The 21,655-nt window shown below is 63.0% G+C and carries 19 protein-coding genes and 1 pseudogene; 10 read left to right on the top strand and 10 right to left on the bottom strand.

What is annotated here, in order from left to right; all coding sequences use genetic code 11:
- Window positions 1–20: 20 nt before the first annotated feature.
- From ISS99_RS03620 to ISS99_RS03610, 3 genes are all read right to left on the bottom strand, one after another.
- On the bottom strand, window positions 21–2,789 hold the full coding sequence (locus ISS99_RS03620) for a fimbria/pilus outer membrane usher protein (RefSeq protein WP_204630220.1): 2,769 nt from the start codon (window positions 2,787–2,789) through the stop codon (window positions 21–23).
- Window positions 2,786–3,538: a fimbrial biogenesis chaperone gene (locus ISS99_RS03615; protein WP_204630219.1), complete on the bottom strand. Its 753-nt coding sequence runs from the start codon at window positions 3,536–3,538 to the stop codon at window positions 2,786–2,788. Before ISS99_RS03615 ends, ISS99_RS03620 begins: the two co-directional genes overlap by 4 nt.
- Window positions 3,539–3,622: 84 nt before the next feature.
- Window positions 3,623–4,213 (bottom strand): fimbrial protein, encoded by a 591-nt coding sequence (locus ISS99_RS03610; protein WP_204630218.1) that lies wholly within the window; start codon window positions 4,211–4,213, stop codon window positions 3,623–3,625.
- 448 nt (window positions 4,214–4,661) lie between these two features.
- Between ISS99_RS03610 and ISS99_RS03605 the strand changes: the two genes are divergently transcribed.
- Genes ISS99_RS03605 through ISS99_RS03585 form a run of 5 tightly spaced genes read left to right on the top strand, consistent with a single transcriptional unit; the run spans window position 4,662 to window position 8,963 of the window.
- Entirely contained in the window at window positions 4,662–5,267 is a 606-nt protein-coding gene (locus ISS99_RS03605) for a hypothetical protein (protein WP_204630217.1), read from the top strand.
- Between the two features lie 24 nt (window positions 5,268–5,291).
- Entirely contained in the window at window positions 5,292–5,489 is a 198-nt protein-coding gene (locus ISS99_RS03600; RefSeq protein WP_204630216.1) for a helix-turn-helix transcriptional regulator, read from the top strand.
- Window positions 5,490–5,491: 2 nt separating this feature from the next.
- Entirely contained in the window at window positions 5,492–7,060 is a 1,569-nt protein-coding gene (locus ISS99_RS03595) for an alpha/beta hydrolase (RefSeq protein ID WP_204630215.1), read from the top strand.
- Window positions 7,057–7,791: an ABC transporter ATP-binding protein gene (locus ISS99_RS03590; protein WP_204630214.1), complete on the top strand. Its 735-nt coding sequence runs from the start codon at window positions 7,057–7,059 to the stop codon at window positions 7,789–7,791. The genes ISS99_RS03595 and ISS99_RS03590 overlap by 4 nt, the downstream gene beginning before the upstream one ends.
- Window positions 7,788–8,963 carry an ABC transporter permease gene (locus tag ISS99_RS03585; RefSeq protein ID WP_204630213.1) on the top strand — a complete coding sequence of 392 codons (1,176 nt, stop codon included), beginning with the start codon at window positions 7,788–7,790 and terminating at the stop codon, window positions 8,961–8,963. The genes ISS99_RS03590 and ISS99_RS03585 overlap by 4 nt, the downstream gene beginning before the upstream one ends.
- A gap of 22 nt (window positions 8,964–8,985) precedes the next feature.
- On the opposite strand, the gene ISS99_RS03580 is transcribed toward ISS99_RS03585, so the two are convergent.
- Window positions 8,986–9,834: an alpha/beta fold hydrolase gene (locus ISS99_RS03580; RefSeq protein ID WP_204630212.1), complete on the bottom strand. Its 849-nt coding sequence runs from the start codon at window positions 9,832–9,834 to the stop codon at window positions 8,986–8,988.
- A complete protein-coding gene (gene hemH, locus ISS99_RS03575; protein ID WP_204630279.1) occupies window positions 9,831–10,892 on the bottom strand; it encodes a ferrochelatase in 1,062 nt (353 codons plus the stop codon). Before hemH ends, ISS99_RS03580 begins: the two co-directional genes overlap by 4 nt.
- A 114-nt stretch (window positions 10,893–11,006) precedes the next feature.
- Here hemH and ISS99_RS03570 point away from each other — a divergent pair, with 114 nt between their 5' ends.
- From ISS99_RS03570 to ISS99_RS03550, 5 genes are read left to right on the top strand one after another with little or no spacing between them, the layout of a single operon-like run.
- Window positions 11,007–11,699: a lipid-binding SYLF domain-containing protein gene (locus ISS99_RS03570; protein ID WP_204630211.1), complete on the top strand. Its 693-nt coding sequence runs from the start codon at window positions 11,007–11,009 to the stop codon at window positions 11,697–11,699.
- A 60-nt stretch (window positions 11,700–11,759) separates the two neighbouring features.
- On the top strand, window positions 11,760–12,008 hold the full coding sequence (gene tatA / locus ISS99_RS03565; protein WP_204630210.1) for a Sec-independent protein translocase subunit TatA: 249 nt from the start codon (window positions 11,760–11,762) through the stop codon (window positions 12,006–12,008).
- Window positions 12,009–12,017: 9 nt separating this feature from the next.
- Window positions 12,018–12,380, top strand: coding sequence for a Sec-independent protein translocase protein TatB (gene tatB / locus ISS99_RS03560; RefSeq protein ID WP_204630209.1), 363 nt, complete (start codon window positions 12,018–12,020; stop codon window positions 12,378–12,380).
- On the top strand, window positions 12,367–13,122 hold the full coding sequence (tatC, locus tag ISS99_RS03555; RefSeq protein WP_204630208.1) for a twin-arginine translocase subunit TatC: 756 nt from the start codon (window positions 12,367–12,369) through the stop codon (window positions 13,120–13,122). Before tatB ends, tatC begins: the two co-directional genes overlap by 14 nt.
- Window positions 13,123–13,126: 4 nt before the next feature.
- On the top strand, window positions 13,127–14,329 hold the full coding sequence (locus ISS99_RS03550; RefSeq protein ID WP_204630207.1) for a class I SAM-dependent methyltransferase: 1,203 nt from the start codon (window positions 13,127–13,129) through the stop codon (window positions 14,327–14,329).
- Window positions 14,330–14,479: 150 nt separating this feature from the next.
- Here ISS99_RS03550 and ISS99_RS03545 read toward each other — a convergent pair whose 3' ends face one another.
- The 5 genes and pseudogenes from ISS99_RS03545 to ISS99_RS03525 all read right to left on the bottom strand — a co-directional run bounded on the left by ISS99_RS03545 (window position 14,480) and on the right by ISS99_RS03525 (window position 21,650).
- Window positions 14,480–16,114: a hypothetical protein gene (locus ISS99_RS03545; protein WP_204630206.1), complete on the bottom strand. Its 1,635-nt coding sequence runs from the start codon at window positions 16,112–16,114 to the stop codon at window positions 14,480–14,482.
- Window positions 16,115–16,189: 75 nt separating this feature from the next.
- Window positions 16,190–17,115 (bottom strand): annotated as a pseudogene (locus ISS99_RS03540) (glycosyltransferase family 2 protein).
- An 89-nt stretch (window positions 17,116–17,204) separates the two neighbouring features.
- Complete coding sequence (locus ISS99_RS03535; RefSeq protein WP_204630205.1) at window positions 17,205–19,388, bottom strand: LTA synthase family protein; 2,184 nt, start codon at window positions 19,386–19,388, stop codon at window positions 17,205–17,207.
- A gap of 52 nt (window positions 19,389–19,440) precedes the next feature.
- Window positions 19,441–20,670: a multifunctional CCA addition/repair protein gene (locus tag ISS99_RS03530; protein ID WP_204630204.1), complete on the bottom strand. Its 1,230-nt coding sequence runs from the start codon at window positions 20,668–20,670 to the stop codon at window positions 19,441–19,443.
- Window positions 20,671–20,705: 35 nt separating this feature from the next.
- Window positions 20,706–21,650, bottom strand: coding sequence for a complex I NDUFA9 subunit family protein (locus tag ISS99_RS03525; RefSeq protein ID WP_204630203.1), 945 nt, complete (start codon window positions 21,648–21,650; stop codon window positions 20,706–20,708).
- Window positions 21,651–21,655: the final 5 nt, after the last annotated feature.

Raw genomic sequence — 21,655 nt, 5'->3', positions numbered from 1 at the left:
GACGCATGATCGACCCTCAGTTAGTGGCCTGCATCCGTCACCTGCGCAAGAGGTTCTGCGGTGGGCGTGCAGGTTTCGTCAAAGGTCTGGTATGTCTTCTGATGCTCGTGCTTCTGCTGCGCGGGCAATTGATAATGGAACGAGCAGCTATGCGCCGTGCCGGCTTCGTCCTGCCACCGTGCGGTCAATGAGCCGGCTTGATGGACGCCGCGCACCAGGATGTTGCCGCCCTGGCCGACCACGCCGAGCGACACGCCCTTCTCATCGAAAACCTCCGCGCCGAACGGCAGGGATTCGCCGTTGACGAGATGCGCGTGCACGATGATGGTACGCCCGGTCTTGGTCTTGAATTTGAGCAACACCACCGCGCCCGCATAAGGCGCCACGTGCGCGCTGGTAGTGTCCAACTGCACATCGAGCGGCAAGCCTTTGGGGTCGACGTCGATGGTGTTCATGCTGTACGGGGTCAGGGAGGTGACCAGCGCATAGCCGGAACGGTCCACTTCCACGCCGCCGGACGTATTGAGATGCGCGCCGGCCGCGCCGGGAATTTGCAGGATGGCGATCGTATCGCCGGTCGGCTGCCCGAAGGTGACGCCGCCCGGATGCGCGACGATGGAGCCGCTCAATCCCAGCGAACCTTGCGAGTAACCGCTGCCGCGACCGTAGGTCGCATCGATGACGGTATACGGGCTGCGATAACCGCCGTTGATGCTCTCGTCATTGCCGCCGCCATCGCTGGCGTGCGATGCGGTGGCGCCGTAGTAGTACTGGTTGTCGCTGCCGGCGGTGCCGCTCAGCACGCCTTGTTCCTGCGAGCCGCTGGTCTGGTCGTGGGTGAAATTCATCGAGAGCGTCGGTACGTGCGCACCGCTGCCCAGCGGCACGTTGAAGCTCAGCATCACTTCGTTGTCGTAACGTCCCGTCGGGTCGACGGTGCGGATCACCGAGGCGTTGTAGCCGATGTGATGGAACGAATTGTTGTAGCCAACCTGGTATTGGCGAGTGGCGCTGCGCTGGTTCCAGTAGCTGCTGGTGATGACGTTGGCGAAGAACGAGCCGCCGTTCTGGCCGATGCGCTGCGACATCGACAACGTAAAATTGTCGCGCTGCTGCTGCAGGCCGGAGCCGGCCACCGGCGTGCCGGTGATCTGCGGAAGCGCAAACGGGTCGGTGTAGCTGCCGGCCAGCGCCGCGGCCGATGGCGGCACGTAGACGAAGGGGTTGACGCCGGCGCGTGCATCGCTGCGCGCAAGCGCGGCGTCCGTCACGTTGAGGAAACCGCTGGTCGAATAGCGATAGGCCGCCACGGCGAACGTGGTCTGGGTCTCTGGCACCAGCTTGCTGTAGCTGATCCGCATGCTTTGCCCGGACTTGGAGCCGTAGCGCGGAATCTTGGTCCAGGCTTGCGTAACGTCGAGTGCCAACGCGCCATAACGCGTGTTCAGCGCCGTGCCGACCAGCGCCGACGCGTAGCCCTGCGAGCCGAGGACGCCGCCGTAGCCGGTGAGAATGTTCGTAAAGCCGTGCTGCACCGCGGCCAGCGCGACGTCGGGCTGGCTCGATACGCTGGCGATGTTGCGCAGCTGGCCCACGGCAATGTCGAAGCGCGTAATGCCCGGGCGCATCAACTGCGTGACCGACGCGTACGGCACCGAAAAGCTGTGCACGCGGCCATCGGCCTCGGTGACGGTAACCACCAGGTTGCCGCCGTAACCGGTGGGATAAAGATCGTGGATTTCGAACGGACCGGGCGAGACCGTGGACTGGTAGATCAGCACGTTGTTCTGGCGGATCGTCACCAGGGCGTTGGTGTCGGCCACGCCGCGCACCACCGGGGCATAACCGCGCAAGGAATCGGGCAGCATGCGGTCGTCGGTGGCCAGCTGCACGCCGCGGATGCCGATGCTGTCGAATACGCTGCCGTCGGTGTAGGAGTCGCCGATCGTCAGCTGCGCGTGCATGCTCGGCAGCGGGCGCTGCACATAGGTCTGGATGTTCTGCCAACGATGCTGCGTCGGTGTGTCGGACGTACCGGTTTGCGCAGTGAAGGCGAGGCTATTGCGAAATTGCCAGCCCGCCAGGTTGATGCCGTCATTCAGGCCCAGATAGGTGCTGGTCTGGCTTACGCCCTGCGAAGCCGTATGAAAGGTGTTGGCGTTGTAGTTGAGCAGGCCTGCCGTTACGCCGCGATCCCAGTATTCCGGGCTGACGTAGCCGCGCGGCATCCCCTGCAGGAACGCCTGCGGCACGGAGGTGTCCAGGCGCAGGCGCGACTGGTCGAACGACATCGTGGCACCCGGAATCAGGCTGCCGATGCTCACGCAGGCTTTCGGGTCGCTCAGTTGTGCGATCTGTTCCGGGCTGAGCTTGGTCGGATGCAGGCCGAGCTGGTCGAGCAGGGTCCGCGTCACGCAAGCCGTTGCGTTGGCGTTGGGCTTGGCGGCGGCCAGGCGCACGTTGCTGCGTGCGACCCAGGTGTTGTTGAGAAAGATGTCGGCGTTGTAGGTGCCGGCCTCCACCACGTTGCCGTGCTCGAAGCGCGACAGGTCGGTGGTGTTCTGGCCTGCGTCGGGCAGTAGGCTGCGATCGAATTGCGCGTCGGTGCCGTTGCTGGCGGCCGATGCGTCCGTGGCTGCGGCATCGGTTGCCGCAGCCGCAACCGGCGTCGCCTCCAATGCACCGTGCCAGCCCGCCAGACAGGTGGCGATGCTGACGCAGAGCAGGAGGCGCCGGGAAGCCAGCCGTTGGCTGGATTCGAGCGGACGCGGGCCGCGGCGGAAGCTCACGGCGACACGGTGCCTTTGAATACGGCGACGGCGCCGTAGTCGTTGATGATGTCGAAGTTGATGGCGGTGCCGGCCGGCAACTGAGCCGGCGCTTGCTTGAAGGCAAGGCGCAGGGTGCCGAACGGATCGACCATGCCGGCTTCCGTGTTATAGGGCTTGCCGCCAACTTGAACCGTCGTTTGCGTGACGGTGATGTGGTACGGCGTTGGGTTGTGCGCCTCCAGCGCGTAGCCTTTGCCGTCGCTCACGACCTTCCAGGTGAGCGAGCCGGGTGCTTTGTTGGCATCTCCCGGCAGGCCGGCCGGGCGATAAAACAGCTTGAGCCGCGAACGCAGCGCAACTTGCAGAAGATTCTTGCCTTTGTACTGCTCGCCGGTCGGCTTGGGCGGAACTTCCAATACGTTGAGCCAGAAAATCGACTCGCGGTCGGCGGGCAGGTTCGGCGATGCGGCGAGGATGCGCAGGTCCTGATCCTGGTGCGGATCGATGCGGAACAGCGGCGGGGTAATCAGGAAAGGCGTATGCACCTTGTCCGGGGTGGAATGCGGATCTCCATTGTCGATCCATGCTTCGACCAGTGCAGGCACGGTGTTGTCGTTGGTCAGGCGCACCGTTACCTCGCCATCCTGCGCGGGAAACACCACGCGGGTGCCGGCGATGATGACATTGGCGTGTGCCTGGCCCGGGAACAACGTGGAGCCAAACACGAGCAACGTCGCTACCAGTAGCGAGCGGATCGGTCCGTTCATGATTGCGCCTCGATAGGCCGGTGAGAGACCGGCGAAATGCTGCGGCTGAAGATTCAGCCGCAGCCATGGGTTACCGCGTTGTTCTTATTGGTAAGCGATGTCGTACTGCACGGTGGTGGCAACCGTACCGGCCGTGGAGGCGCCGGTGGCGTAGTAGCCGGCATAGAGCTTTTCAGTGGCAGCGCCACCGGTAACGGTTGCGGCGGTGACATTCTGCGAACCGACCGGCTGGTTCATCTTGACCAGGCTGGCGGTGGCGCCGGAGTTGGTGTTGGAGAAGGCCACTTCCACATTGCCGGCGCTGCCCGTCGCGTTGGTCAGGTTGCCGTCGGATGCGGTGGTTGCACCCTGCTGGAAGTACGGCAGCACGGAGGTGATGGCCGTACCGGTGCTGTTGTTGCCGGTCAGCGTGCAGCCGCTGAACGCGAACGTGACGGCGGTCCAGCCAGCCGTGTTGCCGGCAGCGGACAGCTCGCTGGTCGCAACGGTCGGCAGGGTGATGGTGGCGTTGGCGGTGCCGCCGTTGATGGCGACGGAGCAGGTCGAGCCGGTGACCAGGCCGTTGATCGTCAGCGTGCCGGAGCTGCTGGTAGTGGCGGCAGTGGCAGCCTGCGGAGCCACGGCCGCGACGCCGAAGGCGGCCAGGAGCGCGGCGGTGATGATGGTCTTTTTCATTGCGTGTTCCTTAAGTTACGTGTGTAGGTAAGGTGCAGCGTTTCGGTGAATCGCTTACGTGGGCCGGGCGTTTCCCGCCCCCTCACGGGCAGGCCCACGCCTTGCTTGCTCTGCTCAGCAACAAACGGGCCAAAGGGTGATCCCGATCACATTTTCATCTGGAACGGCCAAAATTCCTACATTCCCCCTACAGAGCCATCGGAATTAGCCGATGCACCATCAGAAAATTCCGTGATTCCCGTCACAAAAGAGGGCGTTTTCCCGGTCAAAAAGTGACGCGAAAGGTCGGTGTTTTGCCTTTCTTCAGTCCGCGCCAAAAAAATATTGTAAAGGGTGCTTGACACGCACCGGTTGCCGATCTAGCCTTTTGTCAAGTGTGCTTTACATGCGTGCTTGAGGGAGGGGATATGTGCAGTCGTTGCTTACCTTGCTTGCTGGGAGGCCGCCCATGACGCGCCTTTCACAGAAGCAATACGAATCCAGGGTCGTACTGGCCATGATCATCTACGCCGGCCTGCTGCTGTTTGTCTGGCCGCTGCTGCGCACGATGACCAGCGTGCCGCTGAAGTGGCTGCTGGCGCTCGCGCCGGTCGTCCCGGTGGTCTACGTGATCGGCCTGCTGGCGCGTCGCATCGAGTCCTGCGACGAGCTCGAGCAGCGGACCCATCTGGTGGCCCTGGCGGCGGCGACTGCCGTGACCAGTGCCTTGAGCCTGGCCGGTGGATTCCTCTGCATCGCAGGCGTCGTGAGCCTGGACGGCTCGATCCTGATCTGGGTGTTCCCCGTGATGATGGGCAGCTACGCGGTGGCGCGCTGGCGGGTACTCCGGGGCTATGGCGCCAGCATGGCAAGCTGCGACGACCAAAAGAGCGTCTGGTTCTATGTGCGCTTCGCGCTGCTGGGTCTGGCATTGCTTGCCGTGGCGGTACTGGGCCGCCATCACCTGGCGGATTACTCCCTGGGTTTCATATACGGCACGGGATTCGCCTTTGCCGGATCGGGGCTCGTCCTGGCGCTGCTGCGTGCGTATCGGAAGAGATCCCCCGATGAATAGCGCGACGGCGCGGTGCCCGATGCCATGAACAACGTCATACGCGAACTCCGTAGCGAGCGGGGCTGGTCGCAAGCGGACCTTGCCCAGAAACTGGACGTATCGCGCCAGACCGTCAACGCCATCGAGACCGGAAAATACGATCCGAGCCTGCCGTTGGCTTTCAAGATCGCGCGCCTGTTCGGCCTGTCGATCGAAATGATCTTCGTACCCGGAGAACAGTAGGGATGCAAACCAGAACCGTAGTGCGCATCGCGATAGCGGTCGCTGTGTTGGGGGCCATGGCTTATCAATATCTCCGCGTCGGCGACCGCGGCGAGGCGGAGCAAAGTCCGGCGCCGGCAGCGGCGGCTGCGCAGAGCAAGGCCGTGCCGGATGTCGTGCGTACCTGGCGGCGCGGGTCGCTGATTTTCCACTCCTGCGAGCTGGGGCGTCCGGGCAGCGGAGCCAGGGCCGAGGCCTGGTGCACGACCTTCGAGGTGCCGGAAAACCGCGATGACCCGCACAGCCGGCGCATCGGCTTGAAACTTGCCATCGCGCGCAGCGATGCCCAGGCGCCCGCTCCGGATGTTGCCGTATTGCTGGCCGGCGGTCCGGGCGAGGCGGCGACCGAATCGTGGGTGGCCGAGGCGCCGGCTTTCGACGAAGTGCGCAAGCACCACGACGTGCTGCTGTTGGATCAGCGCGGCACCGGCGGTTCCAATCCGCTCAGCTGCAAGGGCGACACGGCCGATTCGGAGGACGATTCGACCACGCTCAATCCCGACCAGATGCGCAAGGCGGTGGCAGTCTGCCTTGATGAGGTGAAGCAAAAGGCCGATCCGCGCTATTACACCACCACGATCGCCACCCAGGATCTGGAGGATGTGCGCAAGGCGCTCGGTGCTCCGATGCTGGATCTGGTCGGCGTGTCGTACGGCACCCGCATGGCCCAGCAATATCTGATGCATTATCCGAACAGCGTGCGCAGCGTGGTGCTGGATTCGGCCGCGCCGAACCAGGTGGTTCTGGGCGAAGATTTTGCGGCGAATCTGGATGACGCCCTGAAGAAAGATTTTGCCGGCTGCCTGGCCGTACCGGCTTGCAAGCAGCGCCTGGGCGATTCCATGCAGACGCTGTACCAGCTGCGCGATGCGTTGCGCGCCAATCCGCACACGGTCAGTTTTCGCGACCCGCAAACCTTCCAGACTGTCGAGCGTCCGTTGACCGAATTCTCGCTGGCCAGTGTGGTGCGCATGTTTGCCTATCAACCGGAAACGGCGGCCTTGCTGCCGTTGACCATCAACGAAGCCGCACACGGCGATGTCGGGCCGCTGCTCGGTCAATCCAAATTGCTCAACAGCGATCTGGCCGGCGACATGAACAACGGCATGTCGATGAGCGTGATCTGCAGCGAAGACGCCGACCTGTTGCAGCCTCGCCCGCAAGATCAGAACACCATGCTCGGCAACCATCTGATCGACGCGATCAAGGCCCAGTGCGACGTGTGGCCGCACGGCACGCGGCCGGCCAATTTCCACGAACCGTTGAAGAGCGACAAGCCGATTTTGATTCTTGCCGGCGAACTCGATCCGGTGACGCCGCCGCGCTACGGCGAACAGATTTTGGCCGGCCTGGGCAACGGACGATTGCTGGTCTTCAAGGGGCAGGGGCATTCCCTGCTGGGTCGGGGCTGCATGCCGAAGCTGCTCGGCACCTTCATCGACAAACCCGACCCGACGCAGCTCGACGCCAAGTGCCTGGACAAGCTGGGCCCGACCCCGGCCTTCATCGACTTCAACGGAGCTTCGCCATGATCGAGGTCAAGGATCTGCACAAGCATTTCGGCGCGGTGAAGGCCGTCGACGGCGTCAGCTTCCAGGCGCGCGATGGTGAAATCACCGGTCTGCTGGGCCCGAACGGCGCAGGCAAGACCACCACGCTGCGCATGCTCTATACGCTGATGAATCCCGACCAGGGACAAGTGTTGGTGGATGGCATCGACGCAGGGCGCGATGCCTTGGCGGTACGCCGGAGGCTCGGCGTGCTGCCAGATGCGCGCGGCCTGTACAAGCGCCTGACCGCACGCGAGAACATCGACTATTTTGCAAAGCTGCAAGGGATGGATGATGCCCTCGCGCGCCAGCGCAGCCGGCAGTTGATCGAAGCGCTCGAGATGGCCGATATCGCGGATCGCCGCACTGAGGGCTTTTCGCAAGGACAACGCGTGAAGACCGCCATCGCAAGAGCCTTGGTGCACGATCCGAAGAACGTGATTCTGGACGAGCCGACCAACGGCCTCGACGTGATGGCGACGCGCGGCCTGCGCCAGTTCATGCGCCGGCTGAAAGACGAAGGGCGCTGCGTGCTGTTTTCCAGCCACATCATGCAGGAGGTGGCGGCGCTTTGCGATCGCATCGTGGTGATCGCGCACGGCCGCGTGGTGGCCGACGAAACCCCGGATGCATTGCGCGAGCAAACCGGCGAGGCCAATCTGGAGGATGCCTTCGTGAAAATCATCGGCAGCGAAGAAGGATTGGCCGCATGAAAACGACACTGACTGTTTTCTTGAAGGAAGTCCGCGAAAATCTGCGCGACAAGCGGACGGTGATGAGCGCGTTGCTGTACGGCCCGCTGCTGGGGCCGGTGATCTTCGTGATGATCATGCACACCGTGCTTACGCGCGAGCTGGACAAGGCCGATCAGCCGATCAAGGTGCCGGTAATCGGCGCCCAATATGCTCCCAATCTGATCGATGCACTCAGGCAGCAAGGATTCGTGCCGCAACCGCCCGTCGCCGATCCCGAAGCTGCCGTGCGGAACCAGGATGCCGATATCGTGCTGCGTATTCCCGAGGATTTCGGTAAGGCTTGGCGCCAGGGCGAAACCTCGCAGGTGGAACTCATTTACGATTCTTCGCAGCGCGATACGGACGGTTCGGTCGATCGCGTGAAGCGGATGCTGGATGCCTATGTCCGCCACCAGGGGGCGATGCGCCTGGTGGCGCGCGGCCTCTCGCCGGCCATGATGGTGCCGGTATCGATCGATGAGCGCGACCAAGCCACACCCCAGTCGCGTGCCGGGCAGTTGTTCGCGATGATGCCGTATTTCTTCGTGCTGACCATTTTCATGGGCGGCATGTATCTGGCCATCGACCTCACCGCCGGCGAACGCGAGCGCCAGTCGCTGGAGCCGCTGTTTGCCAATCCGGTGCCGCGATGGAAAGTGTTCCTGGGCAAGCTCAGCGCGATCTGCGTGTTCTCGCTGGTGAGCCTGGTGATCAGCGTGATCGGTTTTGGCATTTGCGGTCGCTTCATTCCCGCCGAACGGATGGGCATGGTGCTCGACCTGGGTCCTTCCTTTGCCGTGCGCGTATTGCTGATGATGCTGCCGCTGATCATTCTGCTGGCCTCGCTGCAGACCCTGGTGGCGGCGTTTGCCAAAAGCTATCGCGAAGCACAGACCTACCTTTCGGTGCTGATGCTGGTGCCGGCCCTGCCTTCGATCCTGCTCAGCGCCATGCCGATCAAAGTGGCCAACTGGATGTACGCCGTGCCCTTGCTGGGCCAGCAGGTGGGCATTACCCAATTGCTGCGCGGCGGCGAGCTGGGCATGCAGCAGATAGCGATGTGCTTCGCATCCGGGCTGGTCCTGGCGATCGTCGTTGCCCTGATCACGGCGCACGTCTATCGCTCGGAAAGGTTGGCGATTTCCGTGTGATCCGTCCCCGGCCGTCGGCGGATCAGCGCGACGCGCTGATCCAGTCCGCCACGGTCCGAGGATGCTCCAGATGCAGGTGATGGCCGCCTTGCAGGCCGGTGACGGCGATGCTCTGCAGCAGGTTGGCGCGCTCCTGCATCATCGCGGAAGGCAGATACGGCGTTGCGGGCTGTGACAGCAGCAAGGCGGTGGGTGCTCCGATGCCCGCGAGCAGTGCGCGGATTTGGCTTTCGGCCAGGCGCACCGCGCTGGGGCGGGTCAGTCGCGGATCGCTGCGCCAGCGATAGCCGCCCTCGGTCTGGGTCAGTCCACGCTCCACGATAGGCCGCGCCAAGTCGGCACGCAGGCCGCTGGCCAGGGTGCGTGCGCTGACCGCCTGGTCGATGTCGCGAAACACGCGCAGCGATTTGCCCGCGCTGGCCGGCGCAGCGAATGCGTCGCGGAAGCGCTGCAGTGTGTGGCTGCCGTCGTCACCCAGCGGTCCCAGGCCTTCGATCAGATACAGGCGCTCGATGCTTTGCGGTTTGGCGGCCGCGAGCAGCGAGGCGATGCCTGCGCCCAGCGAATGCCCAAGCAGTGTGTAGCGTTCCAGTTGCAAGGCATCGGCTGCGGCGATCACGGCGCTGACGTAATCGACATAGTGATAGTTGATGCCTGCCGGAAGATGGCTGGAGTGGCCATGGCCGGGCAGCTCCAGTGCAATGACCCGCCAACGTTCCGCCAGCAGCGGCGCGAGCATCGCGTAGCTGCCGGCGTTGTCCAGCCAGCCGTGCAGGGCCAGCAGGGGCGGAGCATCCGGCGCGCCCCAGACCTGCGCGGTCAGCAAAAGGTGAGAGGACAACGCGATGCGCAGCTCGCTCGGCGCGCTCATCCCACGCTCGCCGGATGCCTGGCGAATTCCGGCCAGCCTTGGGTGTGCCGCAGGATCAGCGCCGCAAGGCTGGCAAGCTGTTCTTCGCCGTGGTTGAGCGCCGGGATGTAGCGCAAGGTTTCGCCGCCTGCGGCGATGAAGAAATCGCGGTTCTGCATGGCGATTTCTTCCAGGGTCTCCAGGCAATCCACGGCAAAGCCGGGGCAGGCCACGTCCAGTTGCTTGACCCCGTCGGCGGCCAGTTGCCTGACCGTCGCATCGGTATAGGGTTGCAGCCAGGGCTCGCGTCCTACGCGCGACTGGAAACTCACCATCAGTTGTTCGTCGTCCAGGCCAAGCCGCGCCTGGAGCTTCCGGGCGGTAACCTGGCACTGGCGGAAATAAGGGTCGCCGGCATCCACGTAGCGCTGCGGGATGCCGTGGAACGACAGAAGCAGTTTTTCGCCGCGTCCGCGCGCAGCCCACCAGCGCTCGATGGAACTCGCCAGGGCTTCGATGTGGCCGGGGTCGTCGTGGTAGTCGTTGACGATGCGCAGCTCCGGAGGCCAACGCAATTGCTTGAACGTAGCGGCGACGGCGTCGATCACCGAGCCGGTCGAGGTGCCGGAATATTGCGGATACAAAGGCAATACCAGCAGGCGCCGTACGCCTTCGCGCTGCATCTGCTCGATGCTTGCACGCACCGAAGGCGCTCCGTAGCGCATGGCCAGCGCCACCCGGACCGGTCCCGATGGATGGCGACGTAGTTCGGTCTGCAGGGCGGTGGCCAGCTTTTCGGAGCCGACGCGCAAGGGCGACCCTTCGGCCGTCCAAATGTGTGCATAAGCACGCGCGGAGCGGGCCGGCCGGATGCGCAGGATCACCCCGTGCAGGATCAGCCGCCACAACCAGCGCGGGTATTCAATGACGCGCGGATCGGCCAGGAATTCTCCCAGGTAGCGACGCAGTGCCGGTGCCGTGGGGGCATCCGGTGTGCCAAGGTTCACGAGCAGTACGCCAGCCTGTGCAGGCTGGTCGTAGGATTGGCCGGCAAGGCCGGTATAGTGGCTGCGTGGCATCGTGTCGAGAGCGGCTGGATAGCAGACAAAGTCTGCCACAAGCGCTCCGCATCGCACCGGTACCATGCACAATCGGTCGATCACGATCCCACCCCGACTCACCCGGAGCCGTCCATGTTCAAAGCATCGCTGCGTCGTTTTTCGTTTCTGGCCCTGGCGCTTTTGCTGCCGGTCGCCGCCGTGCATGCCGATGACGACACCCCTCAGGCACGTGCCCAGAATGCCGTGCGCGTGCTCAATGAAATCGAGCAGGCGCCCGACAAATCCATTCCCGGCGACTTGCTCAGGGACGCCAAGGCGATTGCCGTGGTACCGGACGTGCTGAAGGTCGGCTTCGTCTTCGGCGGCCGTCGCGGCGAAGGGCTCATCTCGATGAAGAATCCGGATGGCACCTGGTCCAACCCCAGCTTCATTTCCTTCGGTGGCGGCAGCGTGGGCTTCCAGATCGGCGTCTCCAAGACCGACGTGATCCTGGTGTTCCGCACCGAGCGCGGCGTCGATTCCATCGTCAACGGCAAATTTACGATCGGCGCGGACGCCTCCGCGGCTGCCGGCCCGGTAGGGCGCACGGCCGCGGCCGCAACCGACCAGCAGCTGAAGGCCGAGATCTATTCCTATTCCCGTGCGCGCGGGCTGTTTGCGGGCGTCGCGCTGGATGGATCGGTGATGAAGATCGATTATGACGCCAATAAGGCGGTTTACGGACCGGGTATCACCCCGCGGCGCATTTTCGAAGGGGGCGTAAGCAACGTTCCTGCGTCGGTCGTCGCCTTCCGCGACGCGCTGGAGGAGTACACTTCACACTGATACGGAAGGCCGGCGGCTGCATCCGCGGCCGCAAACGGCAAAGTCCGCAAAGAGGTTCTCATGGGTTTGGACAGCATTTGGCATTGGGCGATCCTGTTGGTCGTCGTTCTGGTGATATTCGGCACCGGCAAATTGACCAAGATCGGCCCTGACCTGGGCAATGCCGTGCGTGGCTTCAAGAAGGCCATGCAGGGCGACGAGGACGAGGAAAAGCGCAAGGCGCAGGAAAAACTGCAGGCCGACCCGTCCAACGCCAACAGCGGTACCCAGGCCAACCAGAATCAGCGCGATTCCAGCGAATCGAAATAAGAGACCCCCGTGATCGAGATCAGCCTCGGCAAGCTGGTGTTGCTGGCACTGGTCGCCCTGATCGTGCTTGGCCCGGAAAAATTGCCCCATGCCGCACGGACGGCAGGCGCGCTGGTGCGCCGCCTGCGCTCCGGCTGGGATAGCGTGCGCGCCGAAGTGGAGCGCGAACTGGAAATCGAAGAGCTCAAGCGCAACGCGCGCGAGGCGGCCGCGAAGGCCGAGGCCATGCAAAACCAGATGAACGAGGCGGCCCGCACGACTCGCGAACAGGTCGCAACGGCTGCCACGGAAGTGCGCAGCAACGTGGCGGACGTGCAAAAAGAAATCACCCAGGTCGACGCATCCAAGGAATCCGAACGTGGCAGCGCCTGAGTCCGACCTGGATCTGGAACAGGGCCTGTTCTCGCATCTGATCGAACTGCGCTCGCGGTTGATCAAGGCCATCCTGGCCGTGGTAGTGGTGCTGGTCGCGCTGGTGCCGTTCGCCAATCATCTTTACGCGTTGCTGGCCGAGCCGTTGGTGGCGCGCTTGCCGCAAGGCGCGCACCTGATCGCCACCGAGGTTGCCAGCCCGTTCATTACGCCCTTGAAGCTGGCGTTCTACACGGCGCTGTTCATCAGCATGCCGGTGGTGCTGTACCAGTTGTGGGCCTTCGTGAGTCCCGGCCTGTACAAGCACGAAAAACGCCTGGCGCGGCCGTTGCTAATCGCTGCACTGGTGCTGTTCTACATCGGTTGCGCCTTCGCCTATTTCCTGGTGCTGCCCGCGGCATTCCGCTTCCTGACGGCGGTGACGCCGCAAGGCGTGGAGATGATGACCGACATCACGCACTATCTCGATTTCGTGATGCTGATGTTCTTTGCGTTTGGCCTGTGCTTCGAAGTACCGGTCGCGGTGGTCATTCTTGCTGCTGTGGGTATTGTCGATCTGGACAAGCTGCGCAAGGGCCGGCGTTACGCCATGGTGGGCGCGTTCGCCGTCGCGGCGGTGGTGACGCCGCCGGACATCACCTCGATGATCATGCTGGCCATTCCGATGTGCCTGCTCTATGAACTTGGCGTGCTCGCCGTGCGCTGGCTGCTCAAGCCGGGCACTGAAGCGGCAACTTCTTGATCCAATGAATCCATTGAAGACCTCCCGCCTGCCCGAACCCAGCGCAGACGAGCGCGCGCATTCCGAGCGCCTGCTGCAGCATTTGCGCGAGCACATCGCCGGCCACGGTCCCATGCCTTTTTCCCAATACATGGAGCGTTGCCTCTATGCGCCGGGCCTGGGCTACTACAGTGCGGGCAAGACGAAATTCGGTGAGGCGGGTGACTTTGTCACCGCGCCGGAACTGGGCGATCTGTTCGCACGTTGCGTCGTGCAGACGGTGCAGCCGGTCATGGTCATGCTTGGCGACGAGGCGGATTTCCTGGAGCTTGGCGGCGGCAGCGGTGCGTTTGCCGATGCCGCGTTGCGCGCCTTTGCCGACGCGGGCGCCTTGCCTCGCCGTTATCTGATTCTGGAGCCCAGCGCCGATCTGCGCGAGCGGCAGCGCGAGCGGATCGCAGCGGCGTTCCCGCCGGAAGTGGCGGAGCGCGTCGCGTGGATCGATCGGCCGCCGGAAGAAAGCTGGCGCGGCGTGCTGTTCGCCAATGAGGTGATCGATGCGCTGCCGGCGACGCGCTTCACCACCCGTCACGGCGAAGTCTACGAAGAGTACGTGGCACTCGATGGCGAGGGGCATCTGCTGCGCGTCGATCGCCCGGCAGACGTATTGGTTTCCGGCGCGGTGCGTCACGTCGAGCGCGACCTGGGGCGTGAATTCGAAGATGGCTATCGCTCGGAAATTCTGCCGCAATTGCCGTATTGGATTCAGGCCGTTGCCGGTTCGCTCGAAGCGGGACTGATGCTGTTTATCGATTACGGCTACGTGCGTCGCGAGTTTTATTTGCCAGAGCGCCAGGATGGCACGTTGATGGCGCACTATCGCCACCGCGCCCACGGCGATCCGTTCCATTTGCCGGGCTTGAACGACCTTACCGCTTCTGTCGATTTCACCGCGCTGGCCGAAGCCGGCAACAGTGCCGGTTTCGGCGTAGCGGCCTATCTCCCGCAGGCGCAGTTCCTGATCGCGGCAGGTTTGCAGCAGGTGTTCGAACACGCCTACGAGCAGGCAGACGACGCCAGCCGCCTTCGTCTTGCCCAGCAGGTGAGGAAACTCACTCTTCCGGATCAGATGGGCGAGAGTTTTCAGGCGATGCTGTTCGCCAAGGGCCTTTCTGCGCTGCCTCTGCCAGCCGAGTTGTTAGCGGGCGACCAGGGTGGACGCCTTTGATCGTCCGTTTTGCCCGAGGGCAATAGCGCCAGCGCAAGCCCGACGAGATGCTCGACAGCAGCAGGATTGGATGAAGTGGCGCGTGCTGCGAATCGAGCTTCCCGGGGCCCAGCGGTGAGGTAGACGAAAGTGCCGTGGCGGCCCGCCGTGTCACAAAGACTCACCTTGTGCGGGAGTTGCACGGCACAGCTTCAACTCAGGCAGTTGTGTTCCGCCCCGGCGAGAGATTTCCAGATTGGATTGGATGGGGCGGCAGTCAATCCAATGCCGATCAGGCAGGAGTTCGTGCAGCAACGCGTTGTCCGGCTCTATGCCGTCGCGGACAACGGCGTAGATCGGGCCGTGATGCGAGGCGATCCGGTTGGTCGTCGCATCCCACAGGTGGAAGCCTTTTGCGTCTTGCAGAAACCAGGTGAGCCCGATGAAGTCCACGTCGTCGGCGCCGGGAAAGAACGGGGCGACGTAGGCGGCTGGGCTGCCTGCAAGCAATACCAGGCTGCCCGGTTCGATCTGGCCGGTTTCGACTGCGAAAACCTGCTTTCCATAGCGGCCGCGCCACCAATTGGGGTAGCGCGAGGCAGCGATGACGGCGATGCTCAGCACGATGAAAACGGTATTGCGGAGTGCTTTGCGCGGAGTGCTTCCCCACCAGTTCGGTTGAAAGCCCCTGAAGGTAAGAAGCAGAAGCAGGCCGCTCAGCGCCTCCATCGGAATGGCGTAGCGCAAGATGGAAAAGAGCACCAGCCAGCATGCATAGGCGCATACGAAGAAAATGACGAGGCATCGCGTAATGGGACTGTTCCATTGCTCGCTACGGCGGCGTACCAGGCAAGCTACGCTGAGTATGGCAGCGGATACCATCGCAAGTGCGTAGCGAGGATCGGCAAATAATGCTTCGGTGACGATCCTCCGGCTTGGACGAAGCCAGAAAAATGGATAGAACAGCCATTGCGCGAGATTGTGCGGCTTGAACTGATCGTCGGTACCGCTGACTGACGCAATCCAGTTCGAATGGAAAATCTGATTGAAAAGAGGGAAGACGGGATTGCCGGTAAGGTGGAACAGATGCCATGCCCATCCACCGTAGCCGACAAGGAAGCCCGCCGATGCCGTTGCCGCAAAGATCGCCAGATGTCGGAGAATTTGTTTCAGGGAAAGCGGCGCGGCGGTGAGTGCCAGAGCCAGCGCAGGGACATAAATCATCGCCGTCGGTTTGAGTCCGGCTGCCAATCCGCAGCACAGGCCTGCCCAGGCACTCGGATGCCAGTCGGGCGAGCGCTCGGCCGGGCGGAATAACGCCATCAATTTGTACAAGGCGATCAATACCAAAACGGCGAGAGGCAGCTCGTTGGTGGTGCTGCCCGCTTGCGATACGGCCATGGTGCCGGTGGCGCCGATGAGTACGGCGCAAATATCGGCCAGATTGAAGCGTCTTTGCTGTAGCGCAGCCAGTCGTGCGCCAATACGAAACAGCACATAGACCAGAGCGCTGAACCAAAGGCCCTGCAGGCCGGCGAGGAGGCGCGGCCAATGATTCAGTGGACCATTGCCAAGCAGGAAATACGGCAGGTCAGGCAGCGGATTGAAGTAACTCTGCATGCCCGCTGCGGCGATGTCCTTTGCATAACGATCGTGCAGGAAAGCCCATGCGTTGTAGAGGTGGTAATTGCGCGTATCCCACAAAATATCCGGCCCTAGCAGGATCGATAGTGCTACGCCGAAGGCGAGGCAGAATGCGATCAGGATCGCGTGGGTCTTCCGGTCGATGCGTTCATCCTGATTCATGGCGTCTGATCAAGCGTCAATGGTCGCGCGGGTTGGTGGCTGGATGTGCGGGAAGTGCGTCGGTTGCGCGGCACGTTACGTTCCGTCGTCGTTTCTTTCGGGCGAAGGGTAGGATAGGTAGGTGAGATGTTTTTGCTCGCGTCGACCGAGCGTTACGGTATCAAGCACCAAGCCGCATACGACAAAAATGCCCGCGAGCACCATCAGTGCGGCGCACAGGATGGCAGTGGGAAAGCGGGGCACCAATCCGGTATGCAGGTACGTGCTGAGCAAAGGCAGTGCAAGCACGATCGCGATCAACGAGCGGCCTGCCGCGCCGGCACCGAAGAAGAACAGCGGCTTGCCATTCTTGGTCAATTTCAGAATGGTCATGAGAATGCGCCAGCCGTCGCGCCAGGTGCTGAGTTTGCTGTGGGAACCATCCATGCGACTGATGTAGCGGGTTGCTTGCTCGGCGACGGGCATGTTCAGTTCCAATGCGTGGACGGTCAGTTCCGTCTCCACTTCGAAGCCGCCTGCGTGCGCGGGATACGATTTGACGAATCGCCGTGAAAGTATCCGGTAGCCGGATAGCATGTCATTGAAGGTGCGGCCAAAGATGCGGCCGGTGAGCTCGGTCAGCAGCCAGTTGCCAAAGCGGTGGCCCTGACGGTACGCCTCCAGTTCCGTGCTCACGCGCGTGCCGACGACCATGTCGAGCTTTTCGTCGAGCAGTTTCTCAATCATCGGCCGTGCTGCGGCAGCATCGTAGGTGGCGTCCCCGTCCACCATCACGTACACGTCTGCGTCCACGTCGGCGAACATGCGTCGAATGACGTGTCCCTTGCCCTGCAATTCCTGCTTGCGCACGATCGCGTGGCGACCTGGGCGGTATTGTCCGTGGAGTTGTTGTCGTAGACGTAAATGCTTGCCTCGGGCAGGGCAGCCGCGAAATCGCGAATGACCGTGGGGACGGCAACAGCCTCGTTGAAGCAAGGGATGATTACTGCGACACGGGGCATGGTGATCCGGCCATCGAGGTTTGGGAAATGGTGACATGCGCCGACAGGGTGTGAAAACCCTGCCGGCCTGCCATTTCCTGGCGGTTGCTTCAGTGCAGCGTCGAGGAGCTGCTCGCTGGGGCAGGTGCGGAGCCGGCGGGGGCCGGCACAGGAGCCACGGTTGTGGCATCCGAAGCTTGCCTGGCCAGCAGTCGGTGTTTGAACAGGTAGCTGGCAACCTGATAGTCCGCCGTGGCGTTGTCCAGGTCATCCTGGTCGATGGTCGACACGGGCGTGGCGTCGCCGGTCTCGAAATCCGGGAATACCTGTTCGACCTTGCGTTGGGGTTCGAGGATGCTCAACAGCTTGCCGTGCAGGTAGCCCAGTTTTTCATAGGTGGCCGGAAAGGCGCGTTCCTGCCCGGGTGTCAGCTGGAAAACGTCATAGCCGAAGAAACGGCTGCGGTAGCTGAAGTTGAGCAGGCCGAGCAGGGTGGTGGGGATGTCGATCTGTGCCATTTCCGTCGAGATGCGCCGCGGGGCGAAGTGCTTGGGCGCATAGATCCACAACGGGATGTGGTAGCGGTCGATCGGGATGCTGCTGCGACCGGCGCTCGATGCGCAATGATCGGCCGTGATCACGAACACCGTATCGTCGAAATAGGGCTTGCTGCGTGCGCGCTGGATGAAGTCGGCAATCGACCAGTCGGTGTAGGCGATGGCGCCTTCGCGCGTGCCGTTGCGTTCGCTCACTCGCCCGGCTGGGAAGGTGAAGGGACGATGGTTGGAGGTGGTCATGATGTGCAGGAAGAACGGCTTGCCCTGCGCGTGAATCGCATCCATCTGGGTGAGCGCTAGCGTATACAGGTCTTCGTCGGCGACGCCCCACACGTTCTGGCCGTGGATCGGCATTTCCTTGGGAATCGAGCTCCGATCCACGATCTGGTAGCCGTTGTGCCCGAAGAAGTAGTTCATGTTGTCGAAATAGCCGTATCCGCCGTATACGAACTGCGATACGTAGCCATGCTGGTCGAAGATCCGGCCCAGCGAGAGCATGTCTTCGTTATTGGCCTGTTTGAGGATGGAATCGCCCGGCGTCGGCGGAATCGACATCGACAGCGCTTCCAGGCCGCGCACGGTACGTGTGCCGTTGGCGTAGAGATGGTCGAAGAACAGGCTCTGCCTTACCAAGGCGTCGAGATGGGGCGTGACGTCGCCGTGGCTGGCGCCAAAGGTCTTGAGAAAGTCGGCCGACAGGCTTTCCACGCTGATCAAGACGACGTTGAGATGTTGTTCCGGACCCGGATGGCGGATCTCGCGGGTGAGGTCGCGCGGATTGTCGCTGACATAGGTGGCATCCGGCGTCTTCAGCTGCGCGCGTACCCGCGCAAAGGCCTGGTCGAGCGGCAGGGTGCGATAGAAGCGGTCGTAATCCAGGTGGCTGCTGCGGAAGGCGGCAAAGAACTGGTAGATGCCGTTGCCGGCCAGTTCGTTCACATAGGTGTTTTCCGTGCGGTCTTTGCTCGAGCTGTCCACGACGATCAGCGAAATCGCCGTCAACGCGGCCCACACCGCGACGACCTTGCTGCGTTGGGCGAAGCGTGTGCCGTGGTCGCGCGTACGCAGCGCACGCCGGGAAAGCAACAGAATGACGATCGCGGTTGCCGCCAGCATGCCGAGCCAGAGGCCTATCGGGTACGACTCGCGAATGTTGTCCACCACCTCCGTGGTGTACACCAGGTAATCCACGGCAATGAAATTGAAGCGCACGCCGAATTCGTTCCAGAACACCAATTCGGAAGCCGCCACGAACAGCAGCCCGAACAGCGTCAGCAAGCACAGGATGTAGAGCGCGCGCTGCCCGCTGCGTGCGTCATAGCAAAGCGTGGGAAGCGGCAGGAAGAATAGAAAGACCACGATCACCGGCCATACGTCGCGCACCGCGGCGTGAATGGCCAGATGCAGTGCATACAAGGCAAGCGCATAAAGCGCTGCAAGCACCAGCACATAGAGCAGCCATTGCTTGGCGGTGGAAATCAGTGGGCGACGGGAAGGCACGATCCACAAGAACAGCAGCAGCGGCCACGCGACATACAGCAGGGTGATCAGGTCCGAGCAAAATCCCACGCCGAAGGCATACAGCCAATCCGCGGGATCGTGCGGAACGCCTTTGCCGGTCATCAGCAGCAGCGCCACGCGTGTGATGGCGCCGAGAATGACATAGACGATGCCCAGCCACCACAAGGGGCGGAAGCGTTCGCGCAACGAGGAATGAGAGGAGAAGGTCAACGACACGGGATGCTCAGGGGAATGGGGCAAACAATGGGTGCTTTATACGCCGATGGTGTCAGGTGTTACATGGTTTCATTTCGGCGATGGCCTGGATGCGGGCCTTTTCCATCGCTGCACCCACGGCGGGACCTTGCAGCCCCTGCGCAACAAAGGGCGCGGAGGTGATGGCCGCCGCGGCACTTCTTGCGGCCTGCAGCCAGTCGGCTTGCGGGTACTCGCTCTGCTCGTGGCCGAGCCGCCCGCGCTTGTCGGCCGTGCAGGCGGCGAGGAAGGTTTGTAAGCGTTCCGGCCTGCGCAGCGCATCCAATGAAAGAAGCAGCTTGAGTACCGTGGCCGGCTTCAACTCCAAGGCGCGATGGGCATTCAGATGCTCGCGGCAAACGAGTTCGGCCAGTTCGGCATGCTCGTTGGGCACCTTGAGCCGGGCGGCAAGCGCGCGCAGCGGAGCCAGGCCGCGTTGTTCGTGCCCGTGATGGCGTGGCAGTTCGTCGGCCGGGGTCAAGGCCTTGCCCAGATCGTGGGTGAAGGCGCAGAAGCCGACCAGGTCGTCGCCAGGTGCCAGGCGTGCAGCAGCATCCAGGGTCATCTCCAGGTGCACGCCGGTGTCGATTTCGGGGTGGTATTCCGCACGCTGGGGAACGCCGTACAGGGCGTCGACCTCGGGGAACAACACCGCCAATGCCCCCGATTCGCGCAGCACGCGCAGAAATGCCGAAGGTTGCGCTTCGGTGAGCGCCTTGCGTGTTTCTGCCCACACGCGTTCCGGCACCAGGTGATCGACTTCGCCCTCGAGCACCATCCGTTGCAGTAGCGCTGCGGTTTCGTCGGCTACGGTAAAACCAAGTGGAGCGAAGCGCGCGGCAAATCGAGCCACGCGCAGCAAGCGCACGGGGTCCTCCACGAAGGCCGGCGAAACGTGCCGCAGCAGGCGCCGCTCCAGATCGCGTACGCCGCCGTAAGGGTCCACCAGGTTGCCGTGCTCGTCTTCGGCGATGGCATTGATGGTGAGGTCGCGCCGAGCCAGGTCCTGCTCCAGCGTGACATCCTGATCGGCGTGAAAGGCAAAGCCGTGATAACCGCGCCCGGTTTTGCGTTCGGTACGCGCCAGCGCGTATTCCTCGCTGGTTTGCGGATGCAGGAAAACCGGGAAGTCTTTGCCTACCGGTTTGTAGCCGAGGGCGAGCAGGTCATCCGGTCGCGCACCGACCACCACGTGGTCGCGATCGACCACGGGACGTCCGAGCCATTTGTCGCGGACGGCGCCGCCAACCAGATAGATGCGCATGAAGATAGTTTGCCACGCCGAACCGGCAGGGACGCTCAGCGATGGCGATAGGCCTGCCGTGCGGCATCCAGTCGGCGCTGGCGTGGCATGCCTTGGATCAGCCTGGGCAGCCAGGGCGTAAACGGCTGCGGTTCGATGCCAAGGGCTGTGTAACCGTCCACTTTGCCGACCGAATCGGTGCGCAGCGAGAGGAAGTTGTCGGGCGAAAACGGCTTGCCCGGCAACAGACCGGCAACCTGGGCCTGCAAGCGCCCGAGGCTGTCCGGCAGGGGCACGATGGCTGTGCGCAGGCCGGCGGCATCGCGGATCGCACGCACGATTTCGCCGAGCGTCAGTACCTCCGGGCCATACAGTTCGAAGCTGCGACGAACACTCTGCTTGTCGTTGCCGACACAACGCGCGATGGCTTCGGCGACGTCGCCCGCGTAAGTGGGCGCCAGGCGCGACGTGGCGCGCGCCAGCGGGAGCACGGGCATCTTGCGCAGCAAGGCGGCGAAGCGGGTGACGAGCCCGTCGCCGTCGCCGAAAATGACGCTGGGCTGGTAGATCGTCCACTCCAGCGGTGCCGCCTTCACTACGGATTCTGCTTCGCCGCGCATTTTCAGATATTGCGAAAGGCCCTGGCCCGCCTTGAGCGAACTCATCTGATGCAGCCGCTTCGTGCCGGTTGCCTTGCACGCGTCGATCAACCGCTTCGCCAGATCGACATATACGCGTTGAAACGTATGCGGCCCCTGCGGATTGAGGATGCCGATCAGGTTGATGACCGCGTCGGCGCCTTCAAGATGACGGCGCAAGGTGTCGTTGTCGTAGATGTCTGCACTGCGAATGGCAACGCCGGGCAACACGGCCATGGCCCGGTGCGATTCGCGATTGCGCGAAAGCAGGGTGAGCCGATGTCCGTCTGCAACCAGCCGGGGCACGAGGTAGCTGCCGACGAAACCGGTTCCGCCGAGTACGACGATGCGCTGAGTTGTCATGGCGA

Source organism: Dyella mobilis, assembly GCF_016904945.1.
Lineage (GTDB): Bacteria > Pseudomonadota > Gammaproteobacteria > Xanthomonadales > Rhodanobacteraceae > Dyella_B > Dyella_B mobilis.
This window is presented reverse-complemented; position numbering and strand designations above follow the sequence as displayed.

What these genes read in the sequence shown, in the direction of transcription:
- ISS99_RS03525 (WP_204630203.1), bottom strand. Translation starts at nt 21,650, where the DNA reads ATGACAACTCAGCGCATCGTCGTACTCGGCGGAACCGGTTTCGTCGGC.
- ISS99_RS03605 (WP_204630217.1), top strand. Translation starts at nt 4,662, where the DNA reads ATGACGCGCCTTTCACAGAAGCAATACGAATCCAGGGTCGTACTGGCC.
- ISS99_RS03585 (WP_204630213.1), top strand. Translation starts at nt 7,788, where the DNA reads ATGAAAACGACACTGACTGTTTTCTTGAAGGAAGTCCGCGAAAATCTG.
- ISS99_RS03595 (WP_204630215.1), top strand. Translation starts at nt 5,492, where the DNA reads ATGCAAACCAGAACCGTAGTGCGCATCGCGATAGCGGTCGCTGTGTTG.
- ISS99_RS03570 (WP_204630211.1), top strand. Translation starts at nt 11,007, where the DNA reads ATGTTCAAAGCATCGCTGCGTCGTTTTTCGTTTCTGGCCCTGGCGCTT.
- ISS99_RS03530 (WP_204630204.1), bottom strand. Translation starts at nt 20,670, where the DNA reads ATGCGCATCTATCTGGTTGGCGGCGCCGTCCGCGACAAATGGCTCGGA.
- ISS99_RS03580 (WP_204630212.1), bottom strand. Translation starts at nt 9,834, where the DNA reads ATGAGCGCGCCGAGCGAGCTGCGCATCGCGTTGTCCTCTCACCTTTTG.
- ISS99_RS03610 (WP_204630218.1), bottom strand. Translation starts at nt 4,213, where the DNA reads ATGAAAAAGACCATCATCACCGCCGCGCTCCTGGCCGCCTTCGGCGTC.
- ISS99_RS03545 (WP_204630206.1), bottom strand. Translation starts at nt 16,114, where the DNA reads ATGAATCAGGATGAACGCATCGACCGGAAGACCCACGCGATCCTGATC.
- hemH (WP_204630279.1), bottom strand. Translation starts at nt 10,892, where the DNA reads ATGCCACGCAGCCACTATACCGGCCTTGCCGGCCAATCCTACGACCAG.
- tatA (WP_204630210.1), top strand. Translation starts at nt 11,760, where the DNA reads ATGGGTTTGGACAGCATTTGGCATTGGGCGATCCTGTTGGTCGTCGTT.
- ISS99_RS03590 (WP_204630214.1), top strand. Translation starts at nt 7,057, where the DNA reads ATGATCGAGGTCAAGGATCTGCACAAGCATTTCGGCGCGGTGAAGGCC.
- ISS99_RS03550 (WP_204630207.1), top strand. Translation starts at nt 13,127, where the DNA reads ATGAATCCATTGAAGACCTCCCGCCTGCCCGAACCCAGCGCAGACGAG.
- ISS99_RS03615 (WP_204630219.1), bottom strand. Translation starts at nt 3,538, where the DNA reads ATGAACGGACCGATCCGCTCGCTACTGGTAGCGACGTTGCTCGTGTTT.
- ISS99_RS03600 (WP_204630216.1), top strand. Translation starts at nt 5,292, where the DNA reads ATGAACAACGTCATACGCGAACTCCGTAGCGAGCGGGGCTGGTCGCAA.